This window comes from Microbulbifer maximicatervae (SeqCode) (assembly GCF_052467815.1).
Map to the genome: position 1 here is coordinate 1,543,644 of NZ_CP174326.1, position 14,303 is coordinate 1,557,946.

The 14,303-nt window shown below is 52.8% G+C and carries 12 protein-coding genes; 3 read left to right on the forward strand and 9 right to left on the reverse strand.

All coding sequences use genetic code 11. The annotated features are described in order from the left end of the window. Window positions 1-53 precede the first annotated feature (53 nt). The gene (locus ACJJIW_RS06660; RefSeq protein ID WP_444937352.1) at window positions 54-1,370 is read left to right on the forward strand and encodes a dicarboxylate/amino acid:cation symporter; all 1,317 of its coding nucleotides are present in this window, start codon (window positions 54-56) and stop codon (window positions 1,368-1,370) included. A gap of 10 nt (window positions 1,371-1,380) precedes the next feature. Here the strand turns inward: ACJJIW_RS06660 and recG are convergent, their stop codons facing one another. Further along, window positions 1,381-3,486, reverse strand: a complete 2,106-nt coding sequence (gene recG, locus ACJJIW_RS06665) for an ATP-dependent DNA helicase RecG (protein ID WP_444936964.1) — start codon at window positions 3,484-3,486, stop codon at window positions 1,381-1,383. Continuing rightward, the gene (locus ACJJIW_RS06670) at window positions 3,465-4,388 is read right to left on the reverse strand and encodes a hydrogen peroxide-inducible genes activator (RefSeq protein ID WP_282930624.1); all 924 of its coding nucleotides are present in this window, start codon (window positions 4,386-4,388) and stop codon (window positions 3,465-3,467) included. The genes recG and ACJJIW_RS06670 overlap by 22 nt, the downstream gene beginning before the upstream one ends. Before the next feature lie 189 nt (window positions 4,389-4,577). On the opposite strand from ACJJIW_RS06670, the gene ACJJIW_RS06675 reads away from it, so the two are divergent. Together ACJJIW_RS06675 and ACJJIW_RS06680 are read left to right on the forward strand one after the other, a co-directional pair. Then, a complete protein-coding gene (locus ACJJIW_RS06675; protein WP_108735039.1) occupies window positions 4,578-4,838 on the forward strand; it encodes a GlsB/YeaQ/YmgE family stress response membrane protein in 261 nt (86 codons plus the stop codon). A 141-nt stretch (window positions 4,839-4,979) separates the two neighbouring features. Further along, window positions 4,980-5,864 (forward strand): sugar nucleotide-binding protein, encoded by an 885-nt coding sequence (locus ACJJIW_RS06680; RefSeq protein ID WP_282930625.1) that lies wholly within the window; start codon window positions 4,980-4,982, stop codon window positions 5,862-5,864. Between the two features lie 47 nt (window positions 5,865-5,911). Here ACJJIW_RS06680 and ACJJIW_RS06685 read toward each other — a convergent pair whose 3' ends face one another. The 7 genes from ACJJIW_RS06685 to ACJJIW_RS06715 all read right to left on the reverse strand — a co-directional run bounded on the left by ACJJIW_RS06685 (window position 5,912) and on the right by ACJJIW_RS06715 (window position 14,229). Continuing rightward, window positions 5,912-6,295: a Rid family detoxifying hydrolase gene (locus tag ACJJIW_RS06685; RefSeq protein ID WP_282930626.1), complete on the reverse strand. Its 384-nt coding sequence runs from the start codon at window positions 6,293-6,295 to the stop codon at window positions 5,912-5,914. A 155-nt stretch (window positions 6,296-6,450) separates the two neighbouring features. Then, the gene (gene spoT / locus ACJJIW_RS06690) at window positions 6,451-8,568 is read right to left on the reverse strand and encodes a bifunctional GTP diphosphokinase/guanosine-3',5'-bis pyrophosphate 3'-pyrophosphohydrolase (RefSeq protein ID WP_282930627.1); all 2,118 of its coding nucleotides are present in this window, start codon (window positions 8,566-8,568) and stop codon (window positions 6,451-6,453) included. A 51-nt stretch (window positions 8,569-8,619) separates the two neighbouring features. Then, the gene (gene rpoZ, locus ACJJIW_RS06695; RefSeq protein WP_282930628.1) at window positions 8,620-8,883 is read right to left on the reverse strand and encodes a DNA-directed RNA polymerase subunit omega; all 264 of its coding nucleotides are present in this window, start codon (window positions 8,881-8,883) and stop codon (window positions 8,620-8,622) included. A 98-nt stretch (window positions 8,884-8,981) separates the two neighbouring features. Next, complete coding sequence (gene gmk / locus ACJJIW_RS06700; protein ID WP_282930629.1) at window positions 8,982-9,602, reverse strand: guanylate kinase; 621 nt, start codon at window positions 9,600-9,602, stop codon at window positions 8,982-8,984. Between the two features lie 223 nt (window positions 9,603-9,825). Continuing rightward, window positions 9,826-11,070, reverse strand: a complete 1,245-nt coding sequence (locus ACJJIW_RS06705; protein WP_282930630.1) for a sterol desaturase family protein — start codon at window positions 11,068-11,070, stop codon at window positions 9,826-9,828. 335 nt (window positions 11,071-11,405) lie between these two features. Further along, complete coding sequence (locus ACJJIW_RS06710; RefSeq protein WP_282930631.1) at window positions 11,406-13,139, reverse strand: S8 family peptidase; 1,734 nt, start codon at window positions 13,137-13,139, stop codon at window positions 11,406-11,408. Window positions 13,140-13,668: 529 nt separating this feature from the next. Next, the gene (locus ACJJIW_RS06715; RefSeq protein ID WP_282930632.1) at window positions 13,669-14,229 is read right to left on the reverse strand and encodes a rhomboid family intramembrane serine protease; all 561 of its coding nucleotides are present in this window, start codon (window positions 14,227-14,229) and stop codon (window positions 13,669-13,671) included. Window positions 14,230-14,303: the final 74 nt, after the last annotated feature.

Consider the following 14,303-nt stretch of genomic DNA (forward strand, 5'->3'; position numbering starts at 1 on the left):
TGGATATAGTGCTCACTGCAATGAAAACAACGATTCATAAAGAGAAGCTTGTTATGGGGCTTACTACCAAAATCTTAGTGGGGATGATTGCGGGTATTGCCGTTGGGTGCATATTCAATTTCTTGAATATGAGCCAGTTGTTCGGTGCCGGTGTAAACAGCGCTATTAACCTTTACCTAACCGAAGGCCTATTCGATGTTATTGGTCGTATCTTTATCGCGTCGCTGAAGTTGATGGTGGTGCCTTTGGTGCTGGTATCACTGATCAGCGGTGCCTGTGCCCTATCGGAAGGCAGCCGAATTGGACCGCTGGCGGGTAAAACTGTCCTTCTTTATATGGTGACAACGGCTATCGCCATTACTTTGGCGTTGTGTCTGGCATTGATCTTCCAGCCTGGGGTTGGTGTTAATGAGGCTGCAGCTGAAGCTGCATCAAAATTTGTGCCGAAGGAGTCTCCACCGCTTTCAGAGGTACTGATCAATATATTCCCGACCAATCCTGTCGCTGCTATGGCTGAGGGGAATATGCTGCAGATTATCGTATTTGCCCTGTTGATGGGTTATGCGATTTCCCGTTGCGGAGAGCCGGGTCAGCGTATTGCCGCCTTCTTTAATGATCTCAATACCGTTGTATTGCGCATGGTCGGTGTGCTGATGGTATTTGCCCCTTATGGCGTATTTGCTCTGCTTGCGAAGACTTTTGCCGACCTTGGGGTTGAAGGGTTGATTCAGCTCGGCAAGTATTTCCTAGTCGTACTCGGCGCTCTGCTTCTGCATGCTTTTGGTACTTACGCAGTGATTCTAAAACTGCTAAGTGGCCTTAATCCGTTGGAGTTGCTTAAGAAGATGCGCCCAACCATGATTTTTGCTTTCAGTACAGCTTCTTCTGCAGCCACCATTCCGGTTACCCTGGCAACTGTGGAGAAACGCTTGGGCGTGGATAATAAAATTGCCGCATTTACTGTTCCTTTAGGCGCGACCATCAATATGGATGGCACCGCGATTATGCAGGGTGTGGCTACGGTCTTTATTGCCCAGTTCTTTGGAATTGAGATCGGCCTGACCGGCTTCCTGACGGTGATCCTGACAGCAACCCTGGCGTCTATCGGTACTGCTGGGGTGCCCGGCGTCGGCCTGATTATGTTGGGTATGGTATTGCAGCAGGTGGGTCTGCCGCTCGAGGGGATTGCCATTGTGATCGGCGTAGATCGCCTGCTGGATATGGTGCGCACGGCGGTCAATATTACCGGTGACGCGGTAGTAAGTAGTGTCGTGGCGAAGAGTGAAGGTGCCCTGGACGAAGAGACTTACTACGATGCCAATTACAAGAGTGTCAGCATTAACGACAACAACACAGTAGGCGCCCACTAGGGCGCTCTCCTCAAGCCTCGGCAAATCGGGGCTTGTTCTGTAACCAGCGTTTAATCAACTGTTGTCGCATGCCCTCTGTCAATTGATGGGAAGTAGCAATTTTTTGCACTTGCGGCAGCAGTTCAGCATCTCTCTGCAAGTCTGCGATGCGGTGCTGGATCTCCCCGGTCTGGCGGGTGCCGAGGATTTCACCGGGACCGCGCAGACGCAGGTCTTCCTCTGCAATAGCAAAACCATCACTGTGTTGACGCAGCGCTTGCAAGCGGGCGCGGCCATTCTGCGATAGCGGTGTGCCGTACAGCAGCACGCAGTGGCTGGCGATGGAGCCGCGCCCGACCCTGCCGCGCAACTGGTGCAATTGGGCCAGGCCCAGGCGTTCGGGGTTTTCGATAATCATCAGGCTGGCATTGGGCACGTCTACGCCCACTTCAATGACCGTGGTTGCCACCAGCAAATCCACTTCCCCGGCCTTGAAGGCGCTCATCACCTGCTCTTTTTGCTCTGGCTTCAGGCGGCCGTGTACCAAGGCTACGCGAACGCCTTCGAGCATTTCGGCGAGCTCTTCGGCGGTTGATATTGCGGCCTGGGCCTGCAGACTTTCCGATTCCTCGATAAGGGTACAGACCCAGTAGGCCTGGCGGCCCTCGGCGATAGCGCTTTGCACCCGTTCCATAACCTGGTCGCGTCGATCATTGGCAATGGCAACGGTGTTGATGGGTTGGCGCCCCGGCGGCAGCTCATCGATGATCGAGCAATCCAGGTCGGCGAAGGCGGACATCGCGAGGGTGCGGGGAATCGGTGTAGCGGTCATAATCAGCTGGTGGGGTTGCAGCCTGCCGGTAGCTCCACTTGCCGCCCCTTTCTCACGCAGCTCCAGACGTTGCTGTACGCCAAAGCGGTGTTGCTCATCGATAATCACTAACACCAGGTTGCGGAAAGCCACCTCCTCTTGGAAGAGTGCGTGGGTTCCCACCACTAACTGGGCCTCGCCACTGGCTATCTTGCCCAGCTGTTTACGCCGCTCGGCAGCCTTTAAGCTGCCCGTTAGCTGAGCAACTTCAATACCCAAAGGTTCCAGCCAATTACAAAAATTGATCCGGTGCTGCTCTGCCAGGATTTCTGTCGGTGCCATGACTGCTACTTGAGCACCGGTTCCAATGCCCTTTAGGGCAGCCATAGCGGCGACCAGGGTTTTTCCCGCGCCCACATCTCCCTGCAATAAGCGCATCATCGGGGTTTGTTGAGCCAGATCCTCAGCGATTTCCTCGCAAACTCTCTGCTGTGCGCCGGTGAGGGAAAATGGCAGACGCGACAAAAAGTCTCGCTCCAGGGATCGGTTAACGGACAGAGGTGGTGCCGCTACCCTAGCGCTATTGCGCCTCAACTCCAGCAGACTCAGATGGTGTGCCAGTAACTCTTCCAGGGCCAGACGCTGCTGGGCGGGGTGAGTACCTGCTGCCAGTTGATCTAGCTGGGTGCCAGCTGGAGGGGCGTGCAAATACAGTAATGCGTCCCCGAGGGGGTAGCGCAGTGATTTGGGTAATAGCCCTGCCGGCAAGAACTCGGTCACTGCGCCGTTTTTCAGCAGAACCAGTGCCTGCTCCACCAATCCTCGCATACGGGCCTGGCTCACACCTTCTGTTAGCGGGTAAACCGGCGTAAGGGTATCTGCGGTCTCCGCGTTTTCGATACCGACGATTTCCGTTTCCGGGTGGTAGAGCTCCAGGCCGTTGGCACCGCGACGGGCCTCCCCAAAGCAGCGTATTCGGGTTCCTCGGGCAAAGCGGCTTTTCTGTGCGGCGGAAAAATGAAAAAAGCGCAGGGTTAAGGTGCCGCTGCCATCCTGTAATCTGACCACCAGGCTGCGCCGGCGGCCGAATACGACATCGGCGGCACTGACTTCCCCTTCGATTACCACATCCATACCAGCGGTGAGGCCGGCAATAGGCACCACCCGGGTGCGGTCCTGGTAGCGTAGGGGCAAGTGGAAAACCAAATCCTGTAGGGAGTTGATATGGAGTTTGGCCAACACCTGGGCGAATTTATCCCCCACGCCTTTGAGGGTGGTAACGGGCAGCTCGGCCAGGTTGTTATCTATCCCACGGTCAGGTGACACTGGCTGATGGCCTCTCGCAGTATGTCGATTGCGCGGTGTCGGGGGAAGCTTGCCCGCCAGGCCAGTGCTACGGTGCGGCGTGGGCCCGGTGCGGTAAAGGGGCGGGTCTCCAGCAGGCCACTGGCGTACTGTGATGCGGTGGCGGCTGAGAGTGGCAATACGGTAATTCCAAGCCCTGAGGCCACCATATGGCGGAGTGTTTCCAGTGAGCTGCCATCGGCCGCTGTGCGTATGCTGCCGCCGCCCGCTTCTTTTTCCATGGTTAGTTGCAGGTGCGGACAAGCTTCCAGTACCTGATCACGGAAGCAGTGGCCCTCACCCAGCAGAAGCACATTGTCTTCAGTGAGTTGATCCGGGGAGATAACCTCCTGCTTTGTAAGTGGGTGCCCCGCGGGCATCAATACAACAAATGGCTCGTCGTACAGGGGTTGGGTGACAACGTCGGGCTCGGTAAAGGGAAGCGCAATAATGATGGCATCCAGTTCGCCCTTGCGTAGCCTCTGTCTCAGCGTGGCGGTATATCCCTCCTCAACATAGAGTGGCATTTCTGGTGCTAAATGCTGTAGTTGGGGAATAAAGTGTGGGAACAGGTAGGGCCCAATAGTAAAGATGGCGCCAACTGACAGGGGGCTCGCCAGCTGGTCCTTGCCGGCGCTGGCAATGTCTTTGATAGCTGCTGATTGTTCCAGAACCAGCTGGGCCTGGGCGACAATTCTCTCGCCCAATGGTGTTGCCTGCACTCGAGTTTTTGAGCGCTCAAACAGGGCGACACCGAGCTCTTTCTCCAGTTTCTTTACTGCGATAGAGAGTGTCGGTTGGCTGACGTAACAGCGCTCGGCGGCACGGCCAAAATGCTGTTCCTGGGCGAGAGTTACGATATAGCGCAGTTCATTGAGAGTCATGGTCGAGGCAATTAGATGGCCATTAGTAATAGTAATTATTCATAAATAATCGCCGCTGGCCAATACCCTGTCTCAATCTGTAAGCTGAGAGCGAATATTGGGAAAATTTACTAGTTTTGGGAATTCAGGTGGGATTGAGGCGCAAAATTTTGCTATATCTGTAAGGGGCACACCGAACGGAGATACGTCATGGGAGTTCTGTCCTGGGTCATTCTCGGGTTGATTGCCGGCGCTTTGGCAAAGTGGATTATGCCCGGGAGAGATCCTGGTGGTTGGATAGTCACTATGGTCATCGGCATTGTTGGTGCCTTTATTGGAGGCTGGCTGGGTGCCCTGATTGGGTTCGGTGGTCCAGTGACTGGTTTCGGAATTGGCGACATAATAACGGCTACGATTGGTGCGATAATTTTTCTTGCGATCTATCGCATGTTCAAAAGGCGTGGCAACTAGTCCGCCTTTGGGGAGAGCCTCGGCGGCGAACTATAAGCATTCCGAATTTGAATTTGCCCAAATGACCCCAGCACCTTAGGACTGAATAGCACTGAATCAAGGGAATAAGGTGAGCAGCAAAGATTGTTCACCGGGAACTATATGACACAACAAGAAAAGCTTTGGATCCTTGGGTGTGGTGACCTCGGGGCGAGACTGGCACTGCATATAGACCGAAAGCAATACGCGGTTTATGGAATGCGGCGCAATCCCCTGGTAGCTCTGGCGAGTAAGCGCCGGGCAGATGTGGTGAATTGGCGCCGGGGGGATGCCACTAAGAAAGAGGATATTGAACGCTTGTTGTCTACGGGGGCGGATGTCATTCTCGCGACATTTACCCCCACTGAGCACACACCAACCGGCTATCACCGCGCCTATGTGGAAACGGCAAAGGCAGTCGCTGAAGTTGTTCCGCACCTTCCATCCCCACCGCGCTTGGTTATTTGGGTTTCATCTACTCGTGTTTATGGCCAAAGCGGTGATGACTTTATCGATGAGCAAACCTTACCCCTGCCCAGTGGTTTTCAGGGAGATAGTTTGCTGGCAGCTGAAGAGATCATTCGCAACGCAATTCCCAACAGTTGCATTGTGCGCTTTGCGGGAATTTATGGGCCTGGTCGAGATCGCTTGTTGTCGCAGGTTCGCGCTGGTCGCTGCGCTCCTCCCCAGCCACCGCAATACAGCAATCGCATCCATGTCGATGATTGTATTGGTTTTTTATTGCACCTTATTGAAAGGCACAAACAGGGGTGGGTCCCGGAGCCTCTTTATATAGGCGCCGATAGCCAGCCTGTGCCGATGTACGAGCTGCAACAGTGGTTGGTAAAAGCGATGGGATATACCAGTGCCCACCTGCGCGAGATTGTGCAAACGAGCGAGCGCCGCTCGAAAAAGCTCAGCAATCAGTTGATGTTGTCCAGTGGTTACGAATTGAAATATCCAGATTACAAGGTGGGCTATAGCGCTCTGTTGGAGTCGGAGGGCTGAGCTGCCCTCCTCAATTATTGCCACAGCATCGGCGAGAACTTCTTGCCTCAGGTCACCATAATTGCTTCGGCTTCAAAAAGGGCTCCCCGCGGCAACTCCTTGACGACGACGGTTGCCCTGGCGGGATAAGGCTCTTCGAAAAACTCTGCCATTATCTCATTTACAGCGGCAAAGTTGCTGCTGTCGGTAATGTAGAGATTGAGTTTCACAATATGCTGAAGCGATCCGTCAGAGGCCTCACAGACTGCGCTGAGGTTGCGAAAGACCTGGTGGACTTCATCGCTAAAACCTCCGCTAATCATCTGTTGTGTCTCTGGGTCCAGAGCGATTTGTCCCGACAGGTAAACAGTATTATCCACTTTTACTGCCTGGGAATAGGTACCAGCTGCGGCGGGTGCCCGGTCGGTTTTAATAACGGCTCGATTGGGCATGGGGTACTCCATTACTTATCAATATTGTTGAAAAGGAAGACCTATACGGAACTTCCGAATAATCCCTTACTTATTTGCGGGGCTTTCAGAAGTCGGTTAAATATATCGCGCTTTGAAGCCTAATGGCAGTTCCCAATGGGATTCCCTTGTGTTCCTCAAGGGCGGGCGATGCGTATGACAGAAGGGAGGTTGCGCAGGCGCTTCATAACCCGCGCCAAATGTACACGGCCACTGACTTCCAGGGTCAGGGAGATCACGCTGTTGTGAGCATCCTTCTCATCCACATTGATCTGCTCGATGCTGGCGCCCTCTTCCGTAATACGAGTAGCCAGTCGGGCAATAATCCCTCTCTCTGACTCGACTTCTACCCGCACATCACCGAGGAACTCCCCTGTCACATCCGGTGACCAGTTCACCAGCATGATGTTTTCTGGGTGCTCGCGAAAATCACCGGTATTGCGGCAGGTGTCGCGGTGTACTACTACGCCTTTGCCCGAGCTGATATGGCCGATAATGGCATCCCCGGGAATAGGACGGCAACAGCGGGCAAAACTGATCATCATGCCCTCTTGGGCATCGATCGTTAAGGGAGAAGAGATATTGCTGGCTTCAGTCTCTTCACTGGTGACGGGCGCGAGTAATTTAGCGGCAGAGAAGGCCACTTTACTGCCCATACCTATCTCTTCCAGCAGCTTGTCCAAAGTTGCGCATTTCGCTTCTTTGAGGCCCGCTTCTAATTGCTCTGGTGATAGCGCGTCTAGGCTCGTGTCGAACTTACTGAGTGCTTTTTCCAGCAGGCGCCGGCCCAGGGTAATGGAATCGTGGTGACGCTGGTGCTTGAGGAAGTGACGGATAGCACTGCGCGCTTTGGCGGTTACTACAAAATTGAGCCAGTTAGGGTTTGGCTGTGCAGTTTTGCGCGTGAGAATCTCGACTTTTTGCCCGCTCTCCAGAGGTTGGGACAAAGGGGCCAGGCGCTGATTGATACGCACGGCAACACAGGAGTTGCCGATATCCGTGTGTACGGAATAGGCGAAGTCCACAGCAGTGGCTCCTGCGGGGAGGTCGACGATCTGTCCTTTAGGGGTAAAGACGTAAACTTCATCCGGGAACAGGTCAATTTTTACGTTTTCAATAAACTCTAGCGAGTCGCCGGCGCGCTGCTGCATCTCTAGCAGTCCCTGGACCCAGCGCCGTGCGCGCACCTGGCTGGTGCCACCGGTATTGATCACCTCATCGCCTGAGGCTTTGTACAGCCAGTGGGCAGCAATGCCACTGTTGGCCATTTCATCCATTTCCTTGGTGCGGACCTGAACTTCAATGGGCACCCCGTGCATACCCAGCAGCACTGTGTGCAGTGACTGGTAGCCATTGGATTTGGGGATAGCGACGTAATCTTTAAACTCGGAGATTACCGGTTTGTACAGGCTGTGCATAACACCGAGAACCCGGTAACAGGTATCCACACTGTCCACAATGATGCGGAAAGCGTAGACATCCATTATCTCCTTAAAGGACTTCTTCTTGGCGCGCATCTTTTGGTAGATGCTAAATAGGTGCTTTTCCCGACCAATCACCAGAGAGCTGATGCCCTCCCGCTGCAAGCGCAGTTCTATAGCATTCTGAATTTGTTCCAGCAGCTCTTTGCGATTGCCGCGGGCGGCGACCAGGGCGGCGCGCAAGCGGCTGGCACGCAGTGGGTAGATGGCAAAAAAAGCGCGATCCTCGAACTCGATACGAACGTCGTTCATACCCAGTCGGTGGGCGATGGGTGCGTAGATCTCCAGCGTCTCGCGGGCAATACGGGCACGCTTCTGCGGTTTCAGTGCGCCGAGAGTGCGCATGTTGTGCAGGCGGTCGGCCAGCTTGACCAGAATCACGCGGATATCGCGGGCCATGGCTAGCGCCATCTTCTGGAAGTTTTCCGCCTGCTTTTCTGCCGGGCTGTCGGTCTCGAACTGGGTTAGTTTCGAGACCCCATCGACCAGGTCGGCAACCTCTCCACCAAACTGCTCAGCCAGAGCTGCCTTGGGGATACCCGTATCCTCGATCACATCGTGCAACATGGCTGCCGCCAGGCTCTCGTGATCCATATGCATGCCCGCGAGAATAGTGGCAACTGCCAGCGGGTGGGTGACATAGGGCTCGCCGGAACGGCGCTGCTGACCATCGTGAGCCTGCTCCGCGTAAAAATAGGCGCGGCGAACGATTTGGATCTGGTCGGGGGGAAGGTATGAGGAGAGGCGGTGGGCCAAACTATCTATGGTGTGCAATGCCGCGCGCGCCTCTCGTAAAACTCAAAAAGTACCTAGTAAGAGACCTGATCAGACTTGCTGATCTGTTAGGTAGTTGGGGGTAACGATAGGAGCAGGTGCCTCTTCGCGTTCCGGCTCGTCGAGGATGGCGGCATCCACCAGGCCCTCTTCGATTTCGCGCAGGGCAATTACCGTGGGCTTATCGTTTTCTTCGGGAACCAATGGATCCCTGCCGCCTGTAGCGATCTGACGGGCGCGTTTGCTGCCGACGATAACGAGCTCGAAGCGGTTGTCCACATGCTCAAGGCAATCTTCAACGGTAATACGTGCCATAAACTTTCGTTTCCATTTGCTGTGCCCGAAGGCAAATTCTGTACAGGGGACCGGCTATTTTACCGGACCGGGAAATGTATGCAATTCGATCAATTGGTTCAGTGGCGCAACAGTGCCTGAAGTAGGTCGCCGTGGCGCAGTTGCTGCAGCTCTAAGCGCTGTCGCTGGGCAACGATAATCGCACGCAGCTCTGTTAACGCTTGGTCGAAGTTATCGTTGATTACCAGGTAATCTGCGGCGACATAATGGGTCATTTCGTCGATGGCCTGGTCCATACGGCGATCAATGACCGCTTGATCGTCCTGACCGCGTCCGGTGAGGCGCTCGCGCAGGGCTTCCTGGGACGGAGGCAAAATAAAAATACCCACTGCATCAGGTCGCAGGCGACGAACCTGTTCGGCCCCCTGCCAATCGATCTCTAGGATTACATCGCGACCACTGGCAAGAGTCTCTTCGATCTCAGCTTTGGCGGTGCCGTAGTAATTATCGCCATAAACTTGGGCGTGCTCAAAAAAAGCATCGCGCTCCAGCATTGCCAAAAACTCTTCCCGCTCGACAAAGTGATAGTCAATGCCATGGGTCTCACCTGGGCGCATGGCGCGAGTGGTATGGGAAACCGATACGGTAACCTGACTGTCGCTGTTTACCAGCGCTTTGACCAAGCTGGTTTTTCCTGCACCGGAGGGGGCGGAGACGGTGTAGAGAGTTCCTGTTTGCACAACTGATCCTGTTCGCGAGCAAAGAGCCCATTATAACCGAAGCTTGTGCCTGAAGATGAAAGAGTGTCGTGAAGGGACAAGGCTAGCCCCCGGCCGGAGTGGGGGTATCTGTTGGGAGATTCAGGGCACGTTACCACCTGCGCGCCTGAGCCCGGCCGGGATAGCCTCGCGGGAGTTTCTTAATCACCACCAACCACCTGTGATCAAGGATTTCCCTCTGTTGCTAATCGCTAACGAAAGTGACTCTATCCTCTTTGCGCCGGATTGCCAACCACCACCATACCAACGTGCTAGTAAATAGGTAGGACGCAAAGAATGGTACAAACGTATTGCTTAGTAGAGGGATAGCGCCGATCAGTGCCGCGAGCCTTGTTAGCTCGAGGTGTCTGGAGTTAGGATGACCATCCAGTATTCTTCCGTTAATGGAAAGGCAAATAATCAGTGCTATTACTGCGCCCATTAATTGCCAAAAGCTTAAGGCGGCACTGAACCATAGGAGTGATAAGGTTGCTGCGGTGTAGCAGAGGTGTTGCGCGAAAGCGTAGTTACGTGCACCAAGGCTGATGTCTGGGTTAAAACGCTGAAAGTTTGCGAGGTTAGTGGAAGCCACAGGCATGGATTTTTCAACATCTGCAGGCCTGTATCCGGTTGGGCGAAACCACAAAGTGAGCTTTTCCCACCAGCTTTTTGTGTACCAGGCATCGACAGCCATTCGTTTCAGGTGCTGTAAATTGGCTGCGACAGGATCAAAGGTATTCAGTGGCTTGCGCACGCCATATAAACAGGGTTCACCCTCAATCTCTGGCTGATATGTGCCAAATAAACGGTCCCAAACAATTAATATCCCCCCGTAATTTTTATCTACATAGATGGGGTTCTGGGCGTGGTGTACCCGGTGGTTAGAGGGAGTAACTACAAACCATTCCAACCAGCGTATTTTGGGTATCTTTTGTGTGTGTGCCCAAAATTGGTAAATAAGATCTATGGCTCCGGCAACAATAACAATCTCTGCTGGTAAACCAATTAGCAGCAGCGGTAGATAAAATATCCAGTCCAGTTGTAACCCCCCGGAAGACTGGCGCAAAGCTGTACTCAGATTGAAATCCTCACTCTGGTGATGCACTAAGTGCTCTGCCCAAAAGATATTTACTTCATGGCAAATACGGTGCTTCCAGTAGTAGCAGAAGTCATAGGCGAGAACTGCCAGGGCCAGGTGCCAACCATTGTCGATTGACCAGCTGAAACCAACCCATTGATAGTAGGGTTCTAGTAACGTAAATAGCGGGATATAGATAATGAGGAACAAGCTTTTGTAGGTCATCCCAATAATGCGATTGAGGATTCCCGTACTGAGGTTACCAACAGCATCATTCAGTCGGTAGATACCCCAGCCCTTCCAGCGATCTAGGGCGAACTCCATTAGTATGGAGAAGAGGAAAAATGGAATGGCAAAAGTAAGCAGGTCCACAGAAGCCCCTTATTTTTATTATTAGATAGCATATCTGATGCACTCTGCCATATCGCTACAGGAGCGCAAACATCGGTGAAGGCTGGATTCTAAAATCAGTCAGTATTCGTTGAGGTTTTTTAAAACAAGTAAGCAGCAGGATCAAAATAGCGGAGTCTACTTGGAACGAATTGCTAGATTGGTAGGGATGGGCTGTTAGTTTATCCACTTCAGTGGCTCGGTGTAGTTAAAAACAATTGCGTATAGCTTTCTTTGGGGAGCGGTACTCCGCTGTGGATTTTGAAAGAAAAAAGGCCGGCATATGCCGGCCTTTTGTACGCTGTGAAGCCTGAGATTTACTCGGTAACTTCTGCTTCTAAAGTGACACCAGTGTAGGATTCATAACCGTAGATACTAATGTACCAAGTACCGGAATCCGGGCTGCTGATGGTGCAGGTCTCATCGTTGCCAGAGAGGTAAGGACGACAGTCATACCTACGCTGGGTGGGATAGTTTCCATGGCGTACGTAGAGGTCAGCATCGCCGGAGCCGCCGGACATCTCTACAGTAAGGGTGGAAGTTCCCGCTTCAATATCGATGGTGAAGTCAGTCCAGTTACCTTGGCTGCCGGAGAGATTGGTTTCCGTCCAGCCCGTGCTACTGCCGCTGTCGTCATCATCACCGCCATTGTCACTATCGTCGCCGCTAGCCATGGCTACAGCAGCTGCAGCGTCGACAATACCGGAGCCACAGTTGTTGCAGGATGATGGGAAGCTGCGAGCAGTGCTGGTGAGGATCGACTCAACTTCATCTGGGGTTACGTTGGGGTCAACCGCATAAATCAACGCAGCAGCACCAGCCACGTGGGGGGCGGCCATACTGGTGCCCTGGCTGTAGTAGTAGCTATCGCTGCCGGCATCTGTGGAGCCGTTGTTATAGGTGGACAGGATACCATCGGAATCGTTTGCGAAGCTCTGTGCGCCACCCGGTGCGGCAACATCTACCACACTGCCAAAGTTGGAGTAGTAAGAGCGGCCGCCGGTGCGGTCAGTTGCAGCGACTGTAATTACACCATCACAGCTGGCGGGGGTGTACTGGCTAGCATTTGCACCACTGTTACCAGCGGCCACAACAACAGTTGCGCCGAGGCTGCGTGCGGTATCGATAGCGCTTTGCGTTGTGGTAGCACAGCTGCCGCTGCCGCCGAGACTCAGGTTCAATACTTGAGCGGGATTTTCGTTGGTGGGCAGGCCGCTAACAGAGCCGCCGGCGCCCCAGATGATGCCGTCGGCAATATCTGAGGTATAGCCACCACAGCGTCCGAGTACACGTACGGGTACGATCTTAGCCTCGTAGGCAACACCGGCTATACCCATGTTGTTATTGGTAACACCAGCGATAGTGCCTGCTACATGAGTCCCGTGCCAGCTGCTGTCGCTTTCGGAGGTTTCGTCACAGGTACCGGCTTCATACCAATCGCCAGGGTCTGTGGGATCGTCATCCCGCTCATCTCCGTCTACAGAAACGAAAGTGTCTGAGATCATGTCGTAGCCTGGCAGAATATTGTCGACCAGGTCGGCGTGGGGCAGATAACCGGTATCGAGTACGGCAACGACTACCCCATCGCCTTGGGTGACGTCCCAGGCTTCTGGCAAGTTCAAACCACCGGTGGATTCATAGTAGTGCCACTGGCTGAGGTAGCTCGGGTCATTGGGTTCGGCCATGGCCTGTAGGATCAAGTCCGGCTCTGCGTATTCCACATCCGGATCTTGTTTAAGGCGGTCGATGATTGCGTTTACTTCAGTTCTATTTTTACGGCCTTCCAGGCGCATTACCTGGGCACCGGTGGCCATACGGCGAAGGTGACGCATCTTGTGGCCGGCGCGGCGAGAAGCTTTCTCGACCGTCTCATCGGCCATGGTAGCAGCCTTCCCAACTTTAGCGCTCTCCTTGTACTTTACGATGATGCGGTCAGTCACCAGTGTATTATCAGCCTCTGCTGCGTGAGCAGCAAAAGGTGTTGTACACAGTAACGAAAGCGCACTCGCCAGAGTCGTCTTTTGTAAAAGACTTTTCAATGATGATTTCATTATTGTTATATCTCCGAGATATTTTTAATCCGGTTATCAGTATTCTGATAGACCGAAGACTCCTGAATAACTCCGCGCTGACAAAATAAATTTGCTTAACGGATGGGTCTAGAAACTGTCTTGTTCCTAATCGACAAGTCAGTTGGACCAAAATTGGTACCAAAGTTTCAAAATGGTACTCCTGTATAACGTTTGTGAAATTATTATCCTCAGCTTCAGCCTTTAAATTTGTGTGGCTTTTGGCGACAAATTTATAAGTTTTGGTAAAAAAATCTGGTAGTGAGAATTTATCTACAGGAGAGTTGTGGAGGGGGTCACAAGAAGAATTTGATTGATATACGAATATTTTTAAATAAGTATTACTGCACAAAGAAACGGGTAACTTGCTGAGCATGCCCAATGAAGTGCGCCCTGCATTTGAGAAGATTTACTTTCAGGCTCTTTCACTAGCGAGCCAGCAGCCCCCCTGGAGCCTGGTTAGACATTCGGATTAGGGGGTGCCCCAATAGTTGAGCTAGAAAGGTTGGTGTTAGGAGCTGGCCCTATTATAGCTGGGGGTTTTGGCCCACAATTTTGCAGCTAGCAATCCGAAGATAAATCCAAATAGATGAGACTCCCAGGAGATAAAACCACCCCGTGGCAAGACACCGAAAATAAGCCCTCCATAAAGAACGGCTACCCCAATAGATATTAATAAACGGCTAAATTTCCTGCTGATAAATCCCGCAAGAAGCAAAAAGCCAAAGTAGCCGTAGATTACTGAGCTAGCCCCTAAGTGATTACTACCCCTGCCACCAAAAAGCCAAACGGCAAGCCCGGTGGTGATCACAATAAACAGGGTAACTTTCAGGTATGTTTTGATCCCGTATTGCAGTACTAAGAAACTGAAGATGCAGAGAGTGAATATGTTCGAGAAGAAGTGCCAGCTACTTCCATGCAGTAATGGTGCAGAAAAGATATGAGGGAGGTGATTAATTGAGCGGGGAACAATCCCAAAGTAATTAAGCGATCGGCCGCTCAGAATGTTGATAACCTCAATTGCAGCAAGCACTAAAAAAATAGCACCGACCCACTTCAGATCTTGTCGCATAAATCTTCCTCAAAAGGGAGAACCTTGGCTTTTCTCGTAATTGGGAGCAGGGGGCACTCATTACTTTGGTGAGA

Excerpts from the sequence above, each read along its gene's own strand:
- ACJJIW_RS06660 (WP_444937352.1), top strand. The coding sequence starts at position 54 with ATGGGGCTTACTACCAAAATCTTAGTGGGGATGATTGCGGGTATTGCC.
- ACJJIW_RS06670 (WP_282930624.1), bottom strand. The coding sequence starts at position 4,388 with ATGACTCTCAATGAACTGCGCTATATCGTAACTCTCGCCCAGGAACAG.
- ACJJIW_RS06675 (WP_108735039.1), top strand. The coding sequence starts at position 4,578 with ATGGGAGTTCTGTCCTGGGTCATTCTCGGGTTGATTGCCGGCGCTTTG.
- ACJJIW_RS06680 (WP_282930625.1), top strand. The coding sequence starts at position 4,980 with ATGACACAACAAGAAAAGCTTTGGATCCTTGGGTGTGGTGACCTCGGG.
- ACJJIW_RS06685 (WP_282930626.1), bottom strand. The coding sequence starts at position 6,295 with ATGCCCAATCGAGCCGTTATTAAAACCGACCGGGCACCCGCCGCAGCT.
- rpoZ (WP_282930628.1), bottom strand. The coding sequence starts at position 8,883 with ATGGCACGTATTACCGTTGAAGATTGCCTTGAGCATGTGGACAACCGC.
- ACJJIW_RS06710 (WP_282930631.1), bottom strand. The coding sequence starts at position 13,139 with ATGAAATCATCATTGAAAAGTCTTTTACAAAAGACGACTCTGGCGAGT.
- ACJJIW_RS06715 (WP_282930632.1), bottom strand. The coding sequence starts at position 14,229 with ATGCGACAAGATCTGAAGTGGGTCGGTGCTATTTTTTTAGTGCTTGCT.